Annotated in this window: 23 protein-coding genes and 5 tRNA genes; 18 read left to right on the forward strand and 10 right to left on the reverse strand. The window is 63.1% G+C overall.

Going from position 1 to position 19,566, the window contains the following annotated elements; translation table 11 throughout:
• Positions 1 to 23: 23 nt before the first annotated feature.
• The 7 genes from G452_RS17825 to G452_RS0103050 form a co-directional block, all read right to left on the reverse strand.
• On the reverse strand, positions 24 to 1,235 hold the full coding sequence (locus tag G452_RS17825) for an FAD-dependent oxidoreductase (RefSeq protein ID WP_051141970.1): 1,212 nt from the start codon (positions 1,233 to 1,235) through the stop codon (positions 24 to 26).
• A 148-nt stretch (positions 1,236 to 1,383) separates the two neighbouring features.
• Positions 1,384 to 2,181: a tetratricopeptide repeat protein gene (locus G452_RS0103025; protein ID WP_022660784.1), complete on the reverse strand. Its 798-nt coding sequence runs from the start codon at positions 2,179 to 2,181 to the stop codon at positions 1,384 to 1,386.
• A gap of 27 nt (positions 2,182 to 2,208) precedes the next feature.
• A complete protein-coding gene (gene carA, locus G452_RS0103030) occupies positions 2,209 to 3,330 on the reverse strand; it encodes a glutamine-hydrolyzing carbamoyl-phosphate synthase small subunit (RefSeq protein ID WP_022660785.1) in 1,122 nt (373 codons plus the stop codon).
• Complete coding sequence (kdsB, locus tag G452_RS0103035; protein ID WP_022660786.1) at positions 3,327 to 4,070, reverse strand: 3-deoxy-manno-octulosonate cytidylyltransferase; 744 nt, start codon at positions 4,068 to 4,070, stop codon at positions 3,327 to 3,329. The genes carA and kdsB overlap by 4 nt, the downstream gene beginning before the upstream one ends.
• Positions 4,071 to 4,087: 17 nt before the next feature.
• Entirely contained in the window at positions 4,088 to 5,386 is a 1,299-nt protein-coding gene (locus G452_RS0103040; RefSeq protein ID WP_022660787.1) for a 3-deoxy-D-manno-octulosonic acid transferase, read from the reverse strand.
• 6 nt (positions 5,387 to 5,392) lie between these two features.
• Positions 5,393 to 6,295 carry a D-alanine--D-alanine ligase family protein gene (locus tag G452_RS0103045; protein WP_022660788.1) on the reverse strand — a complete coding sequence of 301 codons (903 nt, stop codon included), beginning with the start codon at positions 6,293 to 6,295 and terminating at the stop codon, positions 5,393 to 5,395.
• Positions 6,258 to 6,884, reverse strand: a complete 627-nt coding sequence (locus tag G452_RS0103050; protein WP_022660789.1) for an HD domain-containing protein — start codon at positions 6,882 to 6,884, stop codon at positions 6,258 to 6,260. Before G452_RS0103050 ends, G452_RS0103045 begins: the two co-directional genes overlap by 38 nt.
• A gap of 281 nt (positions 6,885 to 7,165) precedes the next feature.
• On the opposite strand from G452_RS0103050, the gene G452_RS0103055 reads away from it, so the two are divergent.
• From G452_RS0103055 to hypE, 3 genes are all read left to right on the forward strand, one after another.
• Positions 7,166 to 7,483, forward strand: coding sequence for a TusE/DsrC/DsvC family sulfur relay protein (locus G452_RS0103055; protein ID WP_022660790.1), 318 nt, complete (start codon positions 7,166 to 7,168; stop codon positions 7,481 to 7,483).
• Between the two features lie 179 nt (positions 7,484 to 7,662).
• On the forward strand, positions 7,663 to 8,757 hold the full coding sequence (gene hypD, locus G452_RS0103060) for a hydrogenase formation protein HypD (protein WP_022660791.1): 1,095 nt from the start codon (positions 7,663 to 7,665) through the stop codon (positions 8,755 to 8,757).
• Positions 8,758 to 8,762: 5 nt separating this feature from the next.
• Entirely contained in the window at positions 8,763 to 9,767 is a 1,005-nt protein-coding gene (hypE, locus tag G452_RS0103065) for a hydrogenase expression/formation protein HypE (RefSeq protein ID WP_022660792.1), read from the forward strand.
• An 81-nt stretch (positions 9,768 to 9,848) separates the two neighbouring features.
• On the opposite strand, the gene G452_RS17830 is transcribed toward hypE, so the two are convergent.
• On the reverse strand, positions 9,849 to 10,331 hold the full coding sequence (locus G452_RS17830; RefSeq protein WP_022660793.1) for a YbjN domain-containing protein: 483 nt from the start codon (positions 10,329 to 10,331) through the stop codon (positions 9,849 to 9,851).
• 376 nt (positions 10,332 to 10,707) lie between these two features.
• On the opposite strand from G452_RS17830, the gene G452_RS17835 reads away from it, so the two are divergent.
• Positions 10,708 to 10,902, forward strand: coding sequence for a symporter small accessory protein (locus G452_RS17835; RefSeq protein ID WP_022660794.1), 195 nt, complete (start codon positions 10,708 to 10,710; stop codon positions 10,900 to 10,902).
• Positions 10,899 to 12,497 carry a sodium:solute symporter family protein gene (locus tag G452_RS0103080; protein WP_022660795.1) on the forward strand — a complete coding sequence of 533 codons (1,599 nt, stop codon included), beginning with the start codon at positions 10,899 to 10,901 and terminating at the stop codon, positions 12,495 to 12,497. The genes G452_RS17835 and G452_RS0103080 overlap by 4 nt, the downstream gene beginning before the upstream one ends.
• Before the next feature lie 197 nt (positions 12,498 to 12,694).
• On the opposite strand, the gene G452_RS0103085 is transcribed toward G452_RS0103080, so the two are convergent.
• Both G452_RS0103085 and G452_RS0103090 read right to left on the reverse strand, forming a co-directional pair.
• A complete protein-coding gene (locus G452_RS0103085) occupies positions 12,695 to 13,165 on the reverse strand; it encodes a GNAT family N-acetyltransferase (protein WP_022660796.1) in 471 nt (156 codons plus the stop codon).
• Positions 13,162 to 14,166: a tRNA dihydrouridine synthase gene (locus G452_RS0103090; RefSeq protein WP_027188973.1), complete on the reverse strand. Its 1,005-nt coding sequence runs from the start codon at positions 14,164 to 14,166 to the stop codon at positions 13,162 to 13,164. The genes G452_RS0103085 and G452_RS0103090 overlap by 4 nt, the downstream gene beginning before the upstream one ends.
• A gap of 213 nt (positions 14,167 to 14,379) precedes the next feature.
• On the opposite strand from G452_RS0103090, the gene G452_RS0103095 reads away from it, so the two are divergent.
• The 13 genes from G452_RS0103095 (at position 14,380) to rplL (ending at position 19,485) form a co-directional block, all read left to right on the forward strand.
• Positions 14,380 to 14,455 (forward strand) — tRNA-Thr (locus G452_RS0103095).
• Between the two features lie 12 nt (positions 14,456 to 14,467).
• Positions 14,468 to 14,553: transfer RNA gene (locus G452_RS0103100), tRNA-Tyr, on the forward strand.
• Positions 14,554 to 14,608: 55 nt separating this feature from the next.
• Positions 14,609 to 14,685, forward strand: a tRNA-Gly gene (locus G452_RS0103105).
• Positions 14,686 to 14,726: 41 nt separating this feature from the next.
• A tRNA-Thr gene (locus tag G452_RS0103110) sits at positions 14,727 to 14,802 on the forward strand.
• 68 nt (positions 14,803 to 14,870) lie between these two features.
• Positions 14,871 to 16,064 carry an elongation factor Tu gene (tuf, locus tag G452_RS0103115; RefSeq protein ID WP_022660798.1) on the forward strand — a complete coding sequence of 398 codons (1,194 nt, stop codon included), beginning with the start codon at positions 14,871 to 14,873 and terminating at the stop codon, positions 16,062 to 16,064.
• A gap of 3 nt (positions 16,065 to 16,067) precedes the next feature.
• On the forward strand, positions 16,068 to 16,217 hold the full coding sequence (rpmG, locus tag G452_RS0103120; protein WP_022660799.1) for a 50S ribosomal protein L33: 150 nt from the start codon (positions 16,068 to 16,070) through the stop codon (positions 16,215 to 16,217).
• A 10-nt stretch (positions 16,218 to 16,227) separates the two neighbouring features.
• Positions 16,228 to 16,304, forward strand: a tRNA-Trp gene (locus tag G452_RS0103125).
• Positions 16,305 to 16,324: 20 nt separating this feature from the next.
• The gene (gene secE / locus G452_RS0103130) at positions 16,325 to 16,582 is read left to right on the forward strand and encodes a preprotein translocase subunit SecE (protein ID WP_022660800.1); all 258 of its coding nucleotides are present in this window, start codon (positions 16,325 to 16,327) and stop codon (positions 16,580 to 16,582) included.
• A 25-nt stretch (positions 16,583 to 16,607) separates the two neighbouring features.
• Positions 16,608 to 17,171, forward strand: a complete 564-nt coding sequence (gene nusG / locus G452_RS0103135) for a transcription termination/antitermination protein NusG (protein ID WP_040368070.1) — start codon at positions 16,608 to 16,610, stop codon at positions 17,169 to 17,171.
• 45 nt (positions 17,172 to 17,216) lie between these two features.
• Positions 17,217 to 17,642, forward strand: coding sequence for a 50S ribosomal protein L11 (gene rplK / locus G452_RS0103140; RefSeq protein ID WP_022660802.1), 426 nt, complete (start codon positions 17,217 to 17,219; stop codon positions 17,640 to 17,642).
• A gap of 15 nt (positions 17,643 to 17,657) precedes the next feature.
• The gene (gene rplA, locus G452_RS0103145) at positions 17,658 to 18,365 is read left to right on the forward strand and encodes a 50S ribosomal protein L1 (RefSeq protein WP_022660803.1); all 708 of its coding nucleotides are present in this window, start codon (positions 17,658 to 17,660) and stop codon (positions 18,363 to 18,365) included.
• Positions 18,366 to 18,515: 150 nt separating this feature from the next.
• Positions 18,516 to 19,043 carry a 50S ribosomal protein L10 gene (gene rplJ, locus G452_RS0103150; protein ID WP_022660804.1) on the forward strand — a complete coding sequence of 176 codons (528 nt, stop codon included), beginning with the start codon at positions 18,516 to 18,518 and terminating at the stop codon, positions 19,041 to 19,043.
• Between the two features lie 52 nt (positions 19,044 to 19,095).
• The gene (gene rplL, locus G452_RS0103155) at positions 19,096 to 19,485 is read left to right on the forward strand and encodes a 50S ribosomal protein L7/L12 (RefSeq protein ID WP_022660805.1); all 390 of its coding nucleotides are present in this window, start codon (positions 19,096 to 19,098) and stop codon (positions 19,483 to 19,485) included.
• The last annotated feature ends 81 nt before the right edge of the window (positions 19,486 to 19,566 follow it).

Raw genomic sequence — 19,566 nt, forward strand, 5'->3', positions numbered from 1 at the left:
CGATTCGGGCGTTCGCCGCCGGGTCAGACGTTCATGGCGAGCCGGGCCGCGGCCTCGCCCGCGCGTTTGCCGTAGACCTGGGTGGCGGTGACCATGGCTCCGCCGAGGCGGTTGGCCCCGTGCATGCCCGTGGCGCATTCGCCGCAGGCGAACAGGCCCGGCAGGGGCTGATCGGTTCCGGCGGCCAAAACGGCTCCGTGGGCGTTGATGAGCGCGCCGCCGTTGCCCGCGTGGGCGAAGAGCGCGGCCTCCTCCCAGTCCCCCTTGCCGATCTTGACCCGCACCACGCCGCGTTCGTTCGCCTGGGCCTGGAGCCACTGGTCCATGCCGTAGTCGTGGACCTCTTCCCCTTCGTATTCCACCGGTCCCCAGGCCGCGGGGCAATGCGTGCGGCGCGCGTCCGCCAGGGCCAGCACCTTGGCCGAGGGCGCGACCTCCCGGCCGTCCGGGGTCATGGCCACGGCGTCCGGCCCGGCGATTTCCGCCGGGGAGCGAAAGCGCAGTTCCGGCAGACTCATCCAGAAATATTGCAGATAGTCCGTGTTTTCCATGCGCGCTCCGGCGTCCTGGAGCATCTGCCAGGAAAGACCGGGATTGCCCGGTCCGGCCGTGTGCCGTTCGGCCAGAGGGGCGGGGCCGCCCAAGGCCATGACCACTGCCTTGGCCCGGATAAGAATCGGATCGCCTATGCCGTCTGCCTCGGAGCCGGGCCTGGGGCGCAGTCGCGCTCCGGCGACGCGTCCGGATTCGATCTCCAGGCCGAGCACCTCCAAACCGGACCGGAACCTGACGCCGAGGCCGACGGCCTTGTCCTGAAAGAGTCCGTGCGCGTGCGCCAGATCGTCGAAGACCGCTGCCCTCGGAAACGGGCTGAAGCAGCCGTTGCGGCGCAGCAGCCTGCCGTCCGCGCCGTAGCGGAATTTCAGGCCCAGGGCTTCCAGTTCGCGGAAGCGCGGTTCGGCCTCGTTGGCCAGGATCTGAACGAGAGCATGATCGACCATGCCCGGACTGGCCAGCCAGACGGCCTCGCGCACGAAACGCTCTCGTTCGCGCTCGCCCAGGGGCAGCTGCATGCCGAGATTGCCGTTGCGGTTGGCAAAGGAGGAGCCCGAAGGACCGGGCAGCAGCGTGGCCAGCGTCACCTCCAGTCCGGGGCAGGCTTCGGCTGCGGCCCAGGCGGCCCGGAGTCCCGCGAGGCCTGCGCCGAGAATGAGAACATCGGTGCGACTATGCATGACGGCAGGGTAAGGGAAAAACTCCCGGGAGGGAAGGGGATGAGCGGGCTTTGCGCTGCGATGTCATGGAATTGCGGGCGGATGCGCAGGCGAGAAGAAACAAGGAAGCCGCCCGAAGGCGGCTGCCGGTCTGCTGCTGAAAGCGGATCTAAATCTTTTTCAAGGCGTATTGCCGCATCTTTTCCGCCTCTTTGAAGGCGGGATTGATGCCCAGTGCCTTTTCCGCCGCGTCCTTCATCTTGGCCCACTGCCGCCAGTCGAAATAGAGGCGGCCGAGGTTGAAGTAGAGGTATTCGTCCTTGTCCGTGTATTCCAACGCCTTGAGATAATAACGTTCCGCCGCGTCGAACTGCTTGAGCTTGCGCAGCACGATGCCGATCCGGTTGTAAAGGAACAGGGCCTGGGGATCGTTTTTGAGCGCGTCTTCAAGCAGGCCGAGGGCGTCGTCGTAAAGGTCGGCCTTGAGATAGCGGTCCGCGATGTCGGCCTTGAGTTCCGTGTCGCCCTTGAAGGTGCGCATCAGGCCGTTGAAGGTGCTGCGGGCCTTGTCGATGGCCTTGGCGTCCAGGAAGGCCTGGCCTTTTTCCAGCTCTTCGGCCTTGACGTGTTCCTTGTTGGCGATCTCGTGCTGGGCTTCCTCGGTGACGTGGTTTTCCAGTTCGCCCACGAGTTCGAGCATGGTCTGGTAGAGTTTCTTCTCGTCGCCCGGTTTGTAGGGGATGACCAGCGGATAGAGCCGCCGCAGTTCCTTGTCCTGGTTCAGGGTGTACACCGCCTGCTCGATGAGCACCGAGAACTCGTCCCGCTCGTTTTTCATCAGCGGGTTTTTCAGGATGGTCAGCAGCGCCTGGGTGACCGCCTGGGCGGCGGCCATGGGTTTTCCCTGCTTGAGCAGGCCGTTGACCTCGGTCAGACGCTTGCGTGCTTTGATCAGTTCGACGGACATGCCGCTCCTATGAAAACAAAGGCCTGGTTATTTTCCGGTTTCCTGCCGGACCAGATCCCGGAAGCGGGCGAAGAAGTAGCCGCTGTCGTGCGGACCGGGCGCGGCCTCCGGGTGGAACTGAATGGCGATGATGGGCTTGTCGCGATGGGCAAAGCCTTCCAAGGTGTCGTCGTTCAGATTCCTGTGCGTCATCTTAAGATGATTCAGACCGGAAATGTCAACGCAAAAGCCGTGGTTTTGAGAGGAAATCTCGATTTTTTCCGATTCCAGGTCCATGACCGGGTGGTTGCAGCCGTGGTGGCCGAAGCCGAGCTTGAAGGTCGTTCCGCCCAGGGCCAGGCCGAGAATCTGGTGTCCGAGGCAGATTCCCGCCACGGGCAGATCCTGGCAGAAGTCCCGCGTGGCCTCGACCGCACCCGTGACCACCGCAGGGTCGCCGGGACCGTTGGAAAGAAAAATGGCGTCCGGCTCAAGCGCACGGGCCTCGGCCGCGCTCATGGACGAAGGCACGGTGAGCTGCACGAACCCCTGGGCCGCGAGCAGGCGGTGAATGTTCCACTTGATGCCGAAGTCGTAGACGATGACGCGCGGGCCGCCTTCGGGCCAGGCGAAGTCCTTCAGGTTCACGGGAACCGGTCCCTGGTCGGTCCAGAGGTAGGGCTCGGTGGTGGAGACGCGGTCGGCCAGGTTCAGGCCCTCCATGGGGGCGAGCCCCTTGGCCCGGCGCACCAGCTCCGCGGCGTCGTCAACCGAGGTGGAGATGACGCCGCGCATGGCGCCGTGAATGCGCAGGTGGCGGGTCAGGGCGCGCGTGTCCACGCCTTCGATGCCGGGAATGCCCGCTTCGCGGAGATAGTCGGGCAGGGACTTGTGGGCGCGCCAGTTGCTCGGCTGCTTGCAGCATTCCTTGACGATGAACCCGGCGACCTGGACCTTGGGGGATTCCACGTCTTCGACGTTCACGCCGTAGTTGCCGATCAGCGGGTAGGTCATGCAGACCATCTGGCCGGTGTAGGAGGGGTCGGTGAGGACTTCCTGGTACCCGGTCATGCCGGTGTTGAAGATGACCTCGCCGCCCGCTTCGATGGGGCCGGTGAAGGATTCGCCCGGAAAGAGGGTGCCGTCTTCGAGGGCAAGGATCGCTTTCATAATTGCTCCCTGAGGATGTTCGTAACTCCGGCCAGATCCTCTTCGCGGTCCACGCCGTGGCAGGCGTGCCGCGTCAGGCTGACCCGGATGGGGATGCCGTTCTCCAAGAGCCGGAGCTGCTCCAGCTTTTCCCTGCGTTCCAGGGCGCCCGGAGGCAGGGCCGCGAAGGCCCGCAGCGCTTCCATGCGGAAGGCGTAAAGCCCGATGTGCAGCAGGTAGCCGTCGCCCGAACCGTCGCGGTCGAAGGGGATGGCCGATCTGGAAAAATAAAGCGCGTTGCCGTTCGTGGCAAGGGCCACCTTGACGCGGTCCGGCGAGGCGGCCTCTGCGGCGTCGATGCGTCCGGCCAGCGTGGCCACGCGCACCTCCGGCTCGCGGAACGGGCGCAGCAGGTCCGTGAGCATGGCCGGTTCCAGGCAGGGTTCGTCGCCCTGGATGTTGGCCACCACCGCGTCCGGCTCGACTCCGATCAGCTCGGCCGCTTCCAGAACGCGGTCCGTGCCGCTGGCGTGGTCGGGCCGCGTCATGACGGCGGGCACGCCAAGTTCTTCCGCCTTGGCCCGGATGCGCTCGTCGTCCGTGGCCAGGAGCACGCGCGCCAGCTCAGGGCAGCGCCGCGCCCGGTCGTAGACGTGCCAGAACATGGGCTTGCCCAGGATGTCCGCCAGGGGTTTGCCCGGAAGGCGCGAGGAGGCGTAGCGCGCGGGAATGATGCCGTAGCATTTCGGAAATTCTTTCATTGGGCCGGTTGCGCTTCCTATCTTCTTTTGAGGGAATGGGCAATATGGAGACAGGCGGTCGCCGTGCCGCCCCGTCGCTCGGAAACATAGGCCTGAAAGCGCGCCCGCACCGCATCGCGGTCCGGCGGGGCGTCCAGAAGGCTCAGAAGCTCGGCCAAAGCGGCCGCGGTGTCGGGCGTTTTGCGCACCAGACCCGCCTGGAGAATATCTTCGCCCACCCAGGCGAAATTCTTCCAGTGCGGGCCGATGACCGGAATCAGGCCGTGCGTCAGCGGCTCCAGGAAATTCTGTCCGCCGAGGGGAGCCAGGCTGCCGCCGACGAACGCGGCCGAGGCCTCGGCAAAGGCGCCTTCCAGTTCGCCGATGCGGTCCCAGAGCAGCACGGTGCCGGGGCGGACCGGCTCTTGCGCCCGCGAACGCAGCACATGGGGGATTCCCGCGCCGGAAAGCAGTTCGCTCCAGGCGTCGACGCGTTGCAGGTGGCGGGGAAAAAGTCCGGGCAGGCAGTCTGGCCGGGCCGCGAGCAGGCCGCGCAGCAGCTTGAGCGCCTCGGCTTCCTCCTGCTCGCGCACGGAGGCCAGCACGACGAAGGGCGTCGCGTCCCCCGGCAGGAGTCCGTCCAGGGCGGCGGATTTGGCCGCAGGATCGCCGGCCTTGGGAATGCGGTCGAACTTGATGTTCTGCATCAGCTCCACGCGGCCGTGCCCGTAGAGCGTGGAAAAGCGCGCGCCGTCCGCTTCGGACATGGCCAGGATCTTGTCCGGGGCGATGCGCCGGAAAAAGGAGGGAAACTTGAGGTAGCCCCGCAGGCTGCGTTCGCTCATGCGGCCGTTGACCAGCAGAAGGCGGACGTTCTGGTCGCGGCAGGAGGCCATGAACCCCGGCCACATTTCGGACTCCAGCAAGACCGCCGCGCGGGGCTGGACCCGCATCAGGGCCTTGCGCATCAGCCGGGGGCGGTCCAGGGGGAAATAGGCGGCGCGCAGGTTCAATTCCGGGCGCAGGGGGCGCAGCTCGGCCATGAGGGCGTCCAGGCGTTCCATGCCCTCGGCCGTATTGGTGGTCAGCAGCACGGACAGCGGCTCCCCTTCGGGCTGGTCCGAGGGCAGGTGCAGCCGCCGCAGGATCTCGCCCGCGAGAAAGGCCTCGCCCACGCTGGCGGCCTGGATCCAGAGGTCGCAGGGGCCGGGGTAGGGCTCTCGCTGGACGCGCTGGCCCCAGCCGTGGCGCAGGCGCTGATTGCGGCGCAGAAAAAAGAGCGCCGGACCCCAGACGAGGTCATAGAGACGAAAGAGGGTGGTGCGGGTCAGTGCCATTCGGGCCTACCGCTCCAGGCCCAGGCGGATCAGCTCGGCGATGAGCTGGTCGAACTCCAGACCCGCGGTGCGCGCGGAGCGCGGCAGCAGGCTGGTGGCGGTCATGCCGGGGAGCGTGTTCATCTCCAGCAGGTAGGGCTTGCCGTCCGCGGAGACCATGAAGTCGCCGCGCGAGTAGCCCCGGCAGCCGAGGGCGCGGTGCGCGGCCAGGGTCATGGCCTGGACTTCCTCGGCCAGGGCGTCGTCCACGGGGGCCGGGCAGATCTCCTCGGCGCCGTCTTCGTCATATTTGTTCTGGAAATCGAAGTAGGCCGCTCCGTGCTTGGGCCGGATCATGATCAGGGGCAGGGGGGACTCGCCGAGAATGCCGCAGGTGACCTCCACTCCCGGAATGGAGGCTTCCACCAGGGCCTCCTCGCCCAGCGCGCCGACCTTTTCCAGCGCCTGGAGAAGATCCACCTCGCGCTCCACGAGGCTCATGCCCAGGCTGGAGCCGCCCATGTTCGGCTTGACGAAGACGGGGTAGCGCAGGCCGATCTTGGCGTTGCGGGGCGGCAGGGGCCAAAGCTCCCAGCGAGGGGTGCGGATGCCCGCGTCCTGGAAGATCGCCTTGGACGCGGCCTTGTTCAGGGCCAGAAACGAGGCCGCCGGACCGGAACCCTGGTAGGGGCAGCCCACGCGGTCGAGCGCGGCCTGGACCAGTCCGTCCTCTCCGGGCGAGCCGTGCAGGCCGATGAAGGCGAAGTCGCATTCCTTGGCCAGCTGGATCAGGGCGGCATAGCCGTCGAGCAGATCCAGGAAGGTCACTTCGTGGCCGAGATGCTCCAGGGCGCGACGGATGTTGCGGGCGCTGGAAAGGGATACGTCGCGCTCAGTCGACCATCCGCCCGCGATCAAAAGTATCTTCACTCAGGTCCACCTTGCATGTTTTGCTGAAGAGCCGTTCCACTTCCATGGCCTGCTCGTGCGTGACCGCGATGCGTTCCCTGATCAGCTGCGTCTTGCCGTAGCGCTCGAGCAGATCCTGGAAGCGGTCTTCCAGGGAGACGATGCGGTCGTGGGCGACGCGCTTGTCGCCGTAGATGACGGCCAGAGGCAGAACGTGGCCGGGCAGCTCCAGGTCGAAGGGCCAATAGACGTGGTGCATCACGCCGTGGGCCAGGGCCGGGTTGCCGGTCACCGCCATGACCCAGGAGGCGCCGAGCTGGCTGTGATTGCCGCCGTGGTGGATCGTGTATGCCTTGGCGATGTCGTGCAGCAGGGCGGAGGCGCGCACCTCGGCCACGTCCACGTCCAGCCCGGCCTCCTTGGCCAGCACTGCGAGATGGGTGGCGACGCGGGCCACCATGCCGCTGTGTGCGCGGATGTGGTCGGGCATTTCGTAACGGTCCCAGAGCCGGACGCATTCCGCATGGTCCGGAACCCTCGCGCGGCGGCTTTCCGGCGGGGGCGGCGGAGTGTCCAGTGGCGGCAGGAATGGTTGCAGCGGGTTCTTCATGGCGTTTTTTCTTGAGGGGTTGGTCTCGGCGCAGCGCCGGAACAAATTGACAGTATCAGCAGGGATTATAAAAGTCCAAGGGCGACTGCGCGTTTCGAAGCGGAGAAATCCTCGTCGGACGGGAGGAATCGATCAGAATCCGAGAAGAGAAATATTTTCCTTGATCTAATTCGCACCGGGAATTAATACTCGGCAACCGACTTCGGGCTGCGGGCCCGAATCCTGCCCCGGCAGGTCCCTTTGAGATTATTATTTCCACAACGCATTGAGGAGGTTTAGGAATGGCTTCTATCGAGTACAAAGGCAAATCCTTTGAGGTTGACGAGGACGGTTTCCTGCAGAGCTTCGACACCTGGACCCCGGACTGGGTCGAGTACGTCAAGGAGCAGGAAGGCATCGCCGAGATCTCCGAAGACCACCAGAAGGTCATCGAGTTCCTGCAGGACTACTACAAGAAGAACGGCATCGCCCCGATGGTGCGCATCCTCTCCAAGGTCACCGGCTTCAAGCTGAAGCAGATCTACGAACTGTTCCCGTCCGGCCCCGGCAAGGGAGCCTGTAAGATGGCTGGCCTGCCCAAGCCCACCGGCTGCGTGTAACCCACGTATTTCGGTCTTTTCGGCGGGAGCTTCGGCTCCCGCCTTTTTTTTTGTCCCGCGGAAGGCGGTTTTCCCTCCGCAGTCCGCGCATCCTGCCGATAAGATTTGCTTCGCACGCTCCAAAGGAGTATGAAGGTCCGCACCTCATTCAACGCGGCACTTCAACGTGGAGAAATGCTTTGAGCCTCACACTGCTTGAGAAATTTCACGATCCGGACCTCTGCAAGGGACTTCTCGACAAGCTGCACTCCCTGGTGGACCGGGAATTCCGTTTCATGGAAGTTTGCGGCACCCACACCGTGGCCATCTTCCAGAGCGGCCTGCGCTCGCTTCTGCCCGAGAAAATCGTGCATCTTTCCGGGCCGGGCTGCCCGGTCTGCGTGACCCATGAATCCGAGGTCAACGCCTTCATCGATCTGGCCGGGCGCGACGACGTGATCGTGGCCACTTTCGGCGACCTCATGCGCGTGCCCGGAAGCAAGGGCCGCAGCCTGAAAAAGGCCCAGGCCGACGGCGCCAAGGTCGCGGTCGTCTACTCCCCGCCGGACGCGCTCAAGCTCGCGGCGGACCACCCGGACAAGACCGTTGTCTTTCTCGGCGTCGGCTTCGAGACCACGGCTCCGGCCGTGGCGGGAACGCTGCTCATGGCCCGCGAACAGGGCCTGAAGAACTTCAAGGTGCTTTCCTTCCACAAGCTCGTGCCCCCGGCTCTCGGCGCGCTGATGACCGATCCGGAGGTGAACATCGACGCCTTTGTCATGCCCGGACACGTTTCGGCCATCATCGGCCTGGAGCCGTATCGGCCCGTGGCCGAAGTCTTCGGCAAATCCGCAGCCGTGACCGGATTCGAGCCCGTGGACATCCTCGGCTCCCTCGTCTTCCTTGTGGAGGCCTGGAAGAGCGGCGAACCCAAGGTCGCCAACCTGTATCCGCGCATCGTTCGGGACGGCGGCAACGCCAAGGCCCGCGCGGTCATGGAGCAGGTCTTCCGGACCTCGGACGCGCTCTGGCGCGGCATCGGCCTGATTCCCGGCTCCGGCCTGGAAATGCGCGACGAGTTCGAAGATCACGACGCCAAGAAGGCTTTCGGCATCGAGATCGTCGAATCTCCGGCCCTGCCCGGCTGCCGCTGCGGCGACGTGCTCAAGGGCAAGCTGCGCCCGGACCAGTGTCCCCTGTTCAAAAAGGCCTGCACCCCGGCCAGCCCGGTCGGCCCCTGCATGGTTTCCACCGAAGGCTCCTGCGCCGCCTACTTCAAATACAGCATGGACTAAGCATAATGAGCGACAAGGTTCTTCTCGACTACGGCAGCGGCGGGCGCGCTTCCCAGCGCCTTATTTCCGAGCTTTTCCTCAAGCACTTCGCCAACCCGGAACTGGACCGCCTCAACGACGCCGCGCGTCTGGAGCTGGACGGTCCCCTGGCCGTGAGCACCGATTCCTTCACCGTGGACCCGATCTTCTTTCCCGGCGGCGACATCGGCTGCCTGGCCGTGCACGGCACGGTCAACGACGTGGCCATGCTCGGCGCCGAACCGCTCTACCTGACCTGCGGCTACATCATCGAGGAAGGGCTGCCCATGGAGGATCTGGAGCGCATCGTCGTGTCCATGGGCGCGGCCGCGCGCCACGCGGGCGTGCGCATCGTCACGGGGGACACCAAGGTGGTGCCGCGCGGAACCGTGGACAAGATTTTCATCAACACCACGGGCATCGGCCGCATCGTGGCCGACCCCATGCCCAGCGGCGACCGCGCCGCGCCCGGCGACGCCGTGCTCATCTCCGGAACCATGGGCGACCACGGCCTGACCATTCTCGGCACCCGCGAAGGGCTTTCCTTCGAGGCCGCCGTGCAGAGCGACTGCGCCTCCCTGAACCATCTGCTGCTCAAGCTGGTGCGGGAAATCCCGTCCGTCCACGTCCTGCGCGACCCCACGCGCGGCGGCCTGGCCACCACCCTGAACGAGATCGCCATCAGTTCCGGCGCGGGCATCGAGGTCCAGGAGAAGTCCGTGCCGGTGCGTGCCGAGGTTTCGGGCGGCTGCTCCGTGCTGGGGCTCGACCCGCTCTACCTCGCCAACGAGGGCAAGTTCATCTGCATCCTGCCCGAAGCGGACGCGGAAAAAGCCCTGGAGATCATGCGCGCGGACGAACTCGGCGGCGACGCCTGCCGCATCGGTTCGGTCACGGAGCAGAATCCCGGCAAGGTTTCCCTGGTCACGCCCCTGGGAGGCAAGCGCCTGCTGAACATGCTGGAGGGCGAGCAGTTGCCGCGCATCTGCTGACCCCGGCCGCGACCCGCAATGAAAAACGTCCGCAACGGCTTCACCCCGTTGCGGACGTTTCGTTTTTTTTCTGGCGGATTGTTACCAGCCGATGTGCTTCGAGAATTCGTTGAGCACGATCTTCCATGTGCTCAGGAGATTGCGGAAATGCTGCTCGGAGACGCCGCCCGTGGCCAGGGCGTCCATCTCGACGCGGCTGTTGCCTTCGCTGTCCAGATAGGCGCGGCCGAAACGGTTGTGGGTGTTCCAGGTGTTGATGGAGCTTTGGCTCGGATTCTTCGCCTGGGTGAAGCCGCTGTAGAACTGAACCGCCTCGCAGACATCCTTGGTGCAAGCGTAGAAGAATATCTGAAAATTCAGATTGCCGTCGCTGGAACTGATCAACGGATCTCCGGCATCGTCCTTGGTCAGTTCCGTCTTGAATCCCATGTTTTGCATGATGCGCTGCATCTCCGCTCCGGAAATTCCGTCGTAGAGTGTCTGCGCGCGGCAATCCGCGGCGAAGTTCGCGCCGCAAAGGGCCACGGCGAGCAGCATGGCGAAGCACAACTTGAATCGTCTCATTACTCTTTCCTTGTTGAAGTGGGGTGAAAGGGTATCCAACAGTAGAGTTCCGAATAATTCATGAATGAGTTTGCGGTCAAGAGCAGAGAGCACCGTGGCGTCTGCTTCATGCGGGCAAATCCGTGCAGAAGGCTTGCTTTTGCTTGACGCTGCAACCGCGCTGATGTAAACGGTGTTCATGAAGACCACTCAGCTAGGCCACAACTTCTTTTCTTTTTTCTTCTTTTTTATCTTTACCCTCGCCTGTGGCCTGGAGGGGACTGTCTAGCTGCATCCAAAGACAAGACCAAAACCGGGCCGCAGGCGAAAGCTGGCGGCCCGGTTCTTTTTTGTCCGCCAGCCGTAGCCAGGGGCCTCCAAAACCGGAGGAGAGGTTATGATGTTGGGACTCGGGAGCGCGGAGATCGCACTGGCCTTCTGGCTGGTGATCGCAAGCGCGCTGTTGTGCATCGGCTACGGCGTGGCGAAATGGAATTCCGGAGGGCAGGAGGACGCGGTGGACCCGGAGCGGGAGGAAGCGCAGGCCGCAGGGGCCGCTGTTTCCAGAACCGCTGAGGAGGCCGCGAAATGATTTCCAAAATCATCGTCAGCGTACTCTATTTCGCAGTAGTCTTCTACCTCGGCTACAAAGGCTGGCAGAACACCCGCAAGGCATCGGACTACATGCTGGCGGGCCGCAGGATGAACCCCTTTGTCATGGCCATGAGCTACGGGGCCACGTTCATCTCCACCTCGGCCATCATCGGTTTCGGTGGAGCCGCCGGACTCTTCGGCTTTTCCCTGCTCTGGCTCACCGTGGCCAACGTCTTCATCGGCATCTTCCTGGCCATGACCGTATTCGGCCGCCGCACGCGGCGCATGGGCCTTTGCCTCAACTGCCACACCTTCCCGGAGCTGCTCGGCAGGCGTTTCGACTCCTCGTTCATCCAGGGCTTTTCCGGCCTGATCATCTTCCTGTTCATCCCGGTCTACGCGGCAGCGGTGCTCATCGGCATTTCGCGCATGCTCGAAGTCTCGCTGAACATCCCCTATGACTGGGCTCTCATCGGCATGACCGCGATTCTCGCCGTCTACGTGGTCACGGGCGGGCTCAAGGCCGTGATGTACACGGACGCCTTCCAGGGCGGGATCATGATGGTCATGATGATCATCCTGCTTTACTACACCTATTCCGCCCTGGGCGGGGTGACCAGCGCGCACCAGACGCTCACGGACATGGCCGCCATGATGCCGGAGAAGCTCCAGAAGGGCGGCATGCTCGGCTGGACCCAGGGCGCCAAGTTCGGGACGCCGCTCTGGCTGGTCATCTACACGACCATCATCTACGGAGTGGGCATCGGCGTGCTGGCCCAGCCGCAGCTGGCCGTGCGCTTCATGACCGTCAAGAGCGACAAGCAGCTCAACCGGGCCGTGCTCTTCGGCGGCATCTTCATTCCGTTGATGACCGGGGTGGCCTTCATCGTGGGCGCGCTTTCCAACGCGGTGTTCACCGCGCGCGGCGGAAAGATCGCCATTGCCCAGGCCGGGGGCAACATCGACAAGATCATTCCCACCTACATCGAACAGGTCATGCCGGACTGGTTCGCCGGATTGTTCCTGCTCGGCATGTTCGCGGCGGCCATGTCCACGCTCAGCTCGCAGTACCATGTCGGCGGCACCTCCCTGGGCCGCGACGTGATCGAGCGCGGGCTGTTCAAGCGCGTGGGCACCTCGGCCAAGGCCTCGCAGATCGGCGTGACCGTGACCATCCTGGCCACCCTGGTCTGGGCCTGGGTCTTGCCGGAATCGATCATCGCCCGCGCCACGGCCTTCTTCTTCGGCCTGTGCGCGGCCTCGTTCCTGCCCGTTTACCTGCTCGGCCTCTACTGGAAGGGCATCACCAAGGTGGCGGCCAAGGTTTCCATGGTCGGCGGATTCGCGGGGTCCATGCTCTGGCTCCTGTTCGTGCACGAAAAGGAAGCGGCCGGTCTGGGGATCTGTCAGTGGCTCACGGGTCAGCCCACTCTCGTCTCCGCGGCGACCAAGGGCTCCTGGGTTTGGCTTCTGCAATGGGTCGATCCCAACGTGGTGGCCCTGCCGATCAGCTTCCTGCTGGCCGTGGGCGTGAGCCTGATGACCAAGCCCATGCGCCAGGAGCACCTGGAGCAGTGCTGGGCCAACTTCTAGATTCCGCATGCGGAAAAGGACCGGGCGCGCGTCGAACGTGCGTGGCGCGCGCATCGGTTTTGTCCCTCCTCCAGCGGGGCTTCGGCCCCGCACAGGGGGAGGAGGGCAGGTTCGCGGAATCGCGTGAATGAAAACAGCAAGGCGGAACGCCGGATGTCCGGCGTTCCGCCTTGTCGTTGGGCGGGGTTCAGGAAGCCTCAGCCTCGGCGGGCCTTGCGCATGAAGACCACGGTCAGGCCGGGGCGGACCTGCTGCGTAAGGTATTCCTCGTAGCCGAGTCGGCGATAGAGGCGCAGGTTGCCCTCGCTTTTGTGGCCGGTGAAGATTTCGAAGTGTTCCGCATCCGGAAAGCGGGTTTCTATGGCGTCCATGAGCCGCGAGCCGATGCCGCGCCTCTGGAGGGCAGGGGCCACGACGAGCCGCCCGATGCGGCAGGTGCCGCCGTCGAGATTGGCGCGGACCGAGCCGGCGATGCGCCCCTCGTCCATGGCCTTGAGGAAAAGATGGCCGCGCATGGCATCGCGCATCTGCTCAAGGCTTTCCAGCATGGCCGGGACCGCGTCCATGCCGTAGAGCATGGCCTCGGACTGAAAGGCGGCCTTTTGCAGGGCGAGCAGTTCTTCGGCGTCGTTGGCCTGGGCCTGGCGGATGCGCAGCGGGGCGTTCATGAGGGAATGATCTCCGAAGGATCGAAACGTCCGGGATCGGCGGGAATCATGTCCGCGATGCGCGCGGCCGCGGATTCCAATGCCTCCCAGGTCTCGCAGGCGGCGAGTTCGCTGCGCAGGATGCGGATGTCGCGCAGGCCCTTGGCGTAGCGTGGAATGAAGGAGCGCAGCTTGCGGAACGCCCGTTCCGTCCCGTCCAGATCGCGCGTCAGGCGGATGTGCCTGTTCACGATGGCGCCCAGGTGCGCCCCGGTGCGGGCGGGAGGCTCCTCCCCGCGCAGCAGGGCGTGGAAGCGTTCGAACACGGCCGGATCGAACATGGCTCCGCGCGCGAACATGACCGCGTCGATGCCGGTTTCGCGCAGGCAGCGCACGCCGTCGTCGGCGGTATAGATGTCGCCGGAGCCGACCACGGGAATGGACACGGCCCGCTTGAGTTCGGCCAGCCGGGACCAGTCCGCGTCGCCCATGAACATCTGCTTGCCGTAGCGGGGGTGCAGGGTCAGCCAGGCCACGCCCAGGTCCTCAAGACGACGGCCCACGTCCACGAACACGTCCAGCCCTCTTTCCCAGCCGAGGCGCGTCTTCACGCCGACACGGCCCGGTCCGGCCTTGCGGACCATGACCTCGGCCAGGGCGCAGAGGCGGTCGGGATCTTCCAGCAGGCGCGATCCGGAACCGGACTTGGCGACCTTGCGGACGGGGCAGCCCGCGTTGAGGTCGAAGAAGCGGAAGCCCATCTCCAGCACCTTGTCCATGGCCGCCTCGAAAATCTCCGGCTCCGCTCCGAAGAGCTGGAGCACGAGAGGCTCGTCGTTGGGGTGCGTGTCCAGGAGGTTGGTGGTGCCTCTGTTCATATAAAAAAGGCCCTTGGCCGAGACCATTTCCGTGTTGGTCACGGCGGCGCCGTATCCGCGGCAGAGCATGCGGAAGGGGAGGTCGCTGTAGCCCGCGAGCGGGGCCAGCCAGGGCTTTTCTGGTCGGATGTCGAGCGTGTTCATGGCCGTCTGGAAATAGGCCCAGCCGGAGCCGCTGTCAAATGCGGAGATGTTTTTTGAAAGGAAGGCGAAAAAAATGCTGGACAAAGCAAACTTGAACTGGCAATAGCGTGGGCCGCAAGCAAGCGCAGGGACTTTTGAAAGTTTCCCGTTGGGAAGGTGAAAATAATCCTTGCGTTTTCGATGAGGGACGAGTAGTTTCCCTCGTTCACGCTGGCTGGCGTAGCTCAATTGGTAGAGCAGCTGATTTGTAATCAGCCGGTTGCGGGTTCAAGTCCCATCGCCAGCTCCAGTCAGCGCATTTGGTGGGGTTCCCGAGTGGCCAAAGGGAACAGACTGTAAATCTGTCGGCGAACGCCTTCGGAGGTTCAAATCCTCCCCCCACCACCACTTTGAAATGAAATGCTGTAGGAGGCGGTAATCCGCCGGTGACTACGGATAATGAGCGGGAATAGCTCAATTGGCTAGAGCATCAGCCTTCCAAGCTGAGGGTTGCGGGTTCGAGTCCCGTTTCCCGCTCCAGCCGTTATCCAGCCGATTCACCTCCTTTCAGTATTGCCAAAGCCCACGTAGCTCAGTAGGTAGAGCACATCCTTGGTAAGGATGAGGTCACCGGTTCAAATCCGGTCGTGGGCTCCACTGGTATTTTAGATAATTGAATTTAACCATTAAAATTGCTGAACAGAACTTTATAGGGGGATTCCAACATGGGTAAGGCCAAGTTTGAGCGGAACAAGCCGCACGTCAACATTGGTACCATCGGTCACATCGACCACGGCAAAACCACTCTGACCGCCGCCATCACCAAGCTGGCCGCCATGGCCGGTAAGGGCGAATACGTCGCTTTCGACGAGATCGACAAGGCTCCTGAAGAGAAAGAGCGCGGCATCACCATCGCCACCGCCCACGTCGAGTACGAGACCGACAAGCGTCACTACGCTCACGTGGACTGCCCCGGTCACGCCGACTACATCAAGAACATGATCACCGGCGCTGCCCAGATGGACGGCGCGATCCTGGTCTGCGCCGCCACCGACGGTCCCATGCCCCAGACCCGTGAGCACATCCTGCTCGCCCGTCAGGTCGGCGTGCCCGCCATGGTCGTCTTCATGAACAAGTGCGACATGGTCGACGACGAAGAGCTGCTGGAGCTGGTCGAGCTCGAGATCCGCGAGCTGCTCTCCAAGTACGAATTCCCCGGCGACGAAATTCCCGTCATCCAGGGTTCCGCTCTGAAGGCTCTTGAGGCCGACACCATCGACGATCCGGCTGCCAAGCCCATCTTCGAGCTGCTCGAGGCCTGCGACAGCTACATTCCGGAGCCCGTCCGCGACGTCGACAAGCCCTTCCTGATGCCCATCGAGGACGTGTTCTCCATCTCCGGCCGCGGCACCGTCGTGACCGGTCGTGTTGACCGCGGCGTGATCACCGTTGGTGACGAAGTCGCCATCATCGGCATCAAGGACACCGTCAAGACCACCTGCACCGGCGTCGAGATGTTCCGCAAGATCCTCGACCAGGGTCAGGCTGGCGACAACGTCGGCGTCCTGGTTCGCGGCGTGAAGCGTGACGAAGTCGAGCGCGGCCAGGTTCTGGCCAAGCCGGGTTCCATCACCCCGCACACCAAGTTCAAGGCCCAGGTCTACGTCCTGTCCAAGGACGAAGGCGGCCGTCACACCCCGTTCTTCTCCGGCTACCGTCCCCAGTTCTACTTCCGTACGACCGACGTCACCGGCGTCGTGACCCTGGAAGAGGGCGTCGAGATGGTCATGCCCGGCGACAACGCGGTGTTCAACGTCGAGCTGATCGCCCCCATCGCCATGGAGCTGGGCCTTCGCTTCGCTATCCGTGAAGGCGGCCGTACCGTCGGCGCTGGCGCGGTCAGCGAAATCGTGGAGTAAGACATGCGCGTCAACATCCAGTTGCAGTGCACGGAGTGCAAGCGTAAGAACTACGCTACCTCCAAGAACAAGAAGAATACTACTGGACGCCTGGAAGTGAAGAAGTATTGTCCCTGGGACAAGAAACACACGGTCCACAAAGAGTCCAAGTAGTTTCGAACGCAGGGGTGTAACTCTAACGGCTAGAGTGCCGGTCTCCAAAACCGGAAGTTGGGGGTTCGAATCCCTCCACCCCTGCCATCTTTTATAGGACGGTCCGAATGGCCAGAAAGAAAATCAAGGACTCCGGCAGTCAGCAGGCCCAGAAGGTCTCCCCGGCGAGCCTGGGGGCCAAGATCTCGCAACTGAAGGACTTTTTCGAAGAGTCCAAGGTCGAGATCAAGAAAGTCGTCTGGCCCAGCCGGAAGGAAACTGTCGCCACCAGCATCGCCGTCGTGGTCTTCACGGTGGTGGTTGCCCTGTTTCTGGGGGTTGTCGACCTTGGGCTGTCCCAGCTCATCAGCGTCATCCTGTCCTAACCGCGGCGCGTAAGGACAACGGACTATGAGTGAACTTGAGCTTACAGGCGACGCCAAGATGCGCGCCCGCTGGTATATTCTGCATACCTACTCCGGGTTTGAGCAGCGGGTTGAGCAGACGATCAAAGAGATGATGCGTACCGGCCAGGACAACGGTCTGATCGAAGAAGTGGTCATGCCCACCGAGAAGGTCGTTGAAATGGTCAAGGGCGAGAAGCGGACCACCACGCGCAAATTCTATCCCGGATATGTCATGATCAAGATGGTCATGACGGACGAATCCTGGCACCTGATTCAGGACATCCCGAAGGTTACAGGGTTTGTTGGCGGCAAGAACCGCCCTACGCCCATGCGCGACAGCGAGGCGCAGACTATCCTGAAAATGATGGAGAGCCGCCAGGAGCAGCCCCGTCCCAAGTTCAACTTCGGACGCGGCGACGAAGTCCGGGTCATCGACGGCCCCTTCTCCGGTTTCAACGGAGTGGTCGAGGACGTCAACTACGACAAGGGCAAGCTTCGGGTCAGCGTATCCATCTTCGGTCGACAGACGCCTGTCGAGTTGGATTTCGTCCAGGTGGACAAAGGCTGATCCGGGCCGATCCCTACGTCTAAAAGGCACCGCAAGGATTGAAAAATGGCCAAGAAAGTCATCGGAAAAATTAAGCTGCAGATCGCCGCAGGCGCTGCCAACCCGTCGCCGCCCGTCGGCCCGGCTCTTGGTCAGCACGGCGTGAACATCATGGAGTTCTGCAAGGCGTTCAACGCCCGCACGCAGGACCAGAAGGGTATGATCATCCCCGTGGTCATCGAGGTCTACGCGGACCGGTCGTTCTCCTTCATCACCAAGACCCCGCCCGCCGCGGTGTTGCTGGTCAAGGCCGCCAAGCTCGACAAGGGCAGCGGCGAACCCAACAAGACCAAGGTCGGAAAGGTGACTCGCGCCCAGGTGCGGGAAATCGCCGAACTGAAGATGCCCGACCTGACCGCCGCGGACATCGACGCCGCCATGCGCAGCATCGAAGGCACCGCCCGCAGCATGGGCATCGAAGTTAAAGGCTAGTTGGAGAAGCGAACCATGCCGAAACACGGAAAGAAATTCAGAAGCGCCGTCGAGGGAAAAGACCTCACCCAGCGCGTGTCCGTCGAGGAAAGCGTGAAGCTGGCCGTCGAGGCCTCTTTTGCCACCTTTGACGAGACCGTGGATGTGGCCATCAACCTCGGTGTCGATCCCAAATATTCCGATCAGATGGTGCGCGGCGCCGTCATCCTGCCCAACGGTCTGGGCAAGGACGTCCGCGTTGCCGCCTTCTGCAAGGGCGACAAGGAAGCCGAAGCCAAGGAAGCCGGAGCCGACGTCGTCGGCGGCGACGACCTGATCGAGAAGATCCAGGGCGGCTGGCTGGAGTTCGACAAAGCTGTCGCTACTCCGGACATGATGGCCCAGGTCGGCAAGATCGGCCGGGTGCTCGGTCCTCGCGGCCTGATGCCCAACGCCAAGATCGGTACCGTCACCTTCGACATCGGGAAGGCCGTCAAGGAACTCAAGGCCGGTAAGGTCGAGTTCAAGGTCGATAAGGCTGGCGTGCTCCACGCCCCCATCGGCAAGGTCTCCTTCGGCGCGGACAAGCTCTGCGAAAACCTCAAGGCCCTGCTGGAGACGGTCAACCGCATCAAGCCCTCCTCCAGCAAAGGCACCTACATGCTCTCTCTTGCCGTGGCCACCACCATGGGCCCCGGCTTCAAGGTGGACGTGTCCACCATCCGCAAGTTCCTGGAAGCGTAAGGGACAACCCCGCCTCGGTCGGACCGGGGCGGGTCGAGATATACAACAGGAAGGCGAGTCGCAGACAGCAGGCGGGGTTTCGGCCCCTTAATCCGTCCTGCCGAGACGAGTTCTAGACTTGCTTTCCGGGCCAACTGATGAGGAGTGTCGATGAACAGGCAAGATAAAGCCCAGATCATTGAGCAGCTTTCTGAGAAAGCTTCTCGGGCGAGCATTGCCGTCGTCACCGGCTTCGCCGGTCTGACCGTGGAACACACCACTGTTCTGCGCAAGGATCTCCGCGAGTCCGGAGTCGACTTCCAAGTCGTCAAGAACACCCTGGCCCGGTTAGCTCTCAAGGATACCGATCACGGGGTCCTCTGTGAGCATTTCAAGGACAACTGCGCTGTCGCCCTCGGGTACGAAGATCCCGTTCCCCTGGCGAAGGCGCTGGCCGAATTTGCGAAGAAGAACAAAAAGTTCGAAATCAAATTCGGTAGCCTTGAAGGGCGCTATCTTGACGAGAACGGCTTGAAGGAGCTCGCCAAGCTGCCCGGTAAGCCCGAGCTGCTTGCGTCGGTCCTCGGCACCATGAATGCCGTACCGACCAACTTTGTGGGTCTGTTCGCGAACCTGCTGCGCAATACCCTCTACGCCTTGACTGCGATCAAGGAGCAGAAGGAAAAAGAAGCGGCGTAACGGATCCGAGTGCTCACGACCAAGTAAGGTTACCCCCAAGGAGGACAACGAAATGGCTGATATCACTAAAGATCAGGTTGTCGATTTTATCGCCAACATGACTGTGCTTGAGCTCTCCGAGTTCATCAAGGAACTCGAGGAGAAGTTCGGCGTCTCTGCCGCCGCTCCCATGGCCGCCATGGCCGTCATGCCCGCCGGTGGCGGCGAAGCCGCTGCCGAAGAGGAAGAGAAGACCGAGTTCGACGTCATCCTCACCGGTGCCGGCGACAACAAGATCGGCGTCATCAAGGCCGTCCGCGCCCTCACCGGCCTGGGCCTGAAGGAAGCCAAGGCGCTGGTCGACGAGGCTCCGAAGCCCGTCAAGGAAGGCGTGTCCAAGGACGATGCCGCCGAAGCCAAGAAGCAGCTCGAGGAAGCGGGCGCCAGCGTTGAAGTTAAATAGTTAGAATCAAATAACAGCCAAAGAGCGCAATCCCCAACGGGGGAGTTGCGCTCTTTGCGCTGTATCTGTATAGAATTTTTT

The sequence above is a fragment of the Paucidesulfovibrio longus DSM 6739 genome (assembly GCF_000420485.1).
In the GTDB taxonomy this organism is placed as follows: Bacteria; Desulfobacterota; Desulfovibrionia; order Desulfovibrionales; family Desulfovibrionaceae; genus Paucidesulfovibrio; species Paucidesulfovibrio longus.

What these genes read in the sequence shown, in the direction of transcription:
- G452_RS0103055 (WP_022660790.1), top strand. Translation starts at nt 7,166, where the DNA reads ATGGCTTCTATCGAGTACAAAGGCAAATCCTTTGAGGTTGACGAGGAC.
- G452_RS0103090 (WP_027188973.1), bottom strand. Translation starts at nt 14,166, where the DNA reads ATGAACACGCTCGACATCCGACCAGAAAAGCCCTGGCTGGCCCCGCTC.
- G452_RS17835 (WP_022660794.1), top strand. Translation starts at nt 10,708, where the DNA reads ATGATGTTGGGACTCGGGAGCGCGGAGATCGCACTGGCCTTCTGGCTG.
- hypE (WP_022660792.1), top strand. Translation starts at nt 8,763, where the DNA reads ATGAGCGACAAGGTTCTTCTCGACTACGGCAGCGGCGGGCGCGCTTCC.
- G452_RS0103050 (WP_022660789.1), bottom strand. Translation starts at nt 6,884, where the DNA reads ATGAAGAACCCGCTGCAACCATTCCTGCCGCCACTGGACACTCCGCCG.
- G452_RS17825 (WP_051141970.1), bottom strand. Translation starts at nt 1,235, where the DNA reads ATGCATAGTCGCACCGATGTTCTCATTCTCGGCGCAGGCCTCGCGGGA.
- G452_RS17830 (WP_022660793.1), bottom strand. Translation starts at nt 10,331, where the DNA reads ATGAGACGATTCAAGTTGTGCTTCGCCATGCTGCTCGCCGTGGCCCTT.
- rplJ (WP_022660804.1), top strand. Translation starts at nt 18,516, where the DNA reads ATGAACAGGCAAGATAAAGCCCAGATCATTGAGCAGCTTTCTGAGAAA.
- G452_RS0103025 (WP_022660784.1), bottom strand. Translation starts at nt 2,181, where the DNA reads ATGTCCGTCGAACTGATCAAAGCACGCAAGCGTCTGACCGAGGTCAAC.
- rpmG (WP_022660799.1), top strand. Translation starts at nt 16,068, where the DNA reads ATGCGCGTCAACATCCAGTTGCAGTGCACGGAGTGCAAGCGTAAGAAC.
- G452_RS0103040 (WP_022660787.1), bottom strand. Translation starts at nt 5,386, where the DNA reads ATGGCACTGACCCGCACCACCCTCTTTCGTCTCTATGACCTCGTCTGG.
- rplK (WP_022660802.1), top strand. Translation starts at nt 17,217, where the DNA reads ATGGCCAAGAAAGTCATCGGAAAAATTAAGCTGCAGATCGCCGCAGGC.
- G452_RS0103085 (WP_022660796.1), bottom strand. Translation starts at nt 13,165, where the DNA reads ATGAACGCCCCGCTGCGCATCCGCCAGGCCCAGGCCAACGACGCCGAA.
- rplL (WP_022660805.1), top strand. Translation starts at nt 19,096, where the DNA reads ATGGCTGATATCACTAAAGATCAGGTTGTCGATTTTATCGCCAACATG.
- kdsB (WP_022660786.1), bottom strand. Translation starts at nt 4,070, where the DNA reads ATGAAAGAATTTCCGAAATGCTACGGCATCATTCCCGCGCGCTACGCC.
- carA (WP_022660785.1), bottom strand. Translation starts at nt 3,330, where the DNA reads ATGAAAGCGATCCTTGCCCTCGAAGACGGCACCCTCTTTCCGGGCGAA.
- tuf (WP_022660798.1), top strand. Translation starts at nt 14,871, where the DNA reads ATGGGTAAGGCCAAGTTTGAGCGGAACAAGCCGCACGTCAACATTGGT.
- G452_RS0103080 (WP_022660795.1), top strand. Translation starts at nt 10,899, where the DNA reads ATGATTTCCAAAATCATCGTCAGCGTACTCTATTTCGCAGTAGTCTTC.
- nusG (WP_040368070.1), top strand. Translation starts at nt 16,608, where the DNA reads ATGAGTGAACTTGAGCTTACAGGCGACGCCAAGATGCGCGCCCGCTGG.
- rplA (WP_022660803.1), top strand. Translation starts at nt 17,658, where the DNA reads ATGCCGAAACACGGAAAGAAATTCAGAAGCGCCGTCGAGGGAAAAGAC.
- secE (WP_022660800.1), top strand. Translation starts at nt 16,325, where the DNA reads ATGGCCAGAAAGAAAATCAAGGACTCCGGCAGTCAGCAGGCCCAGAAG.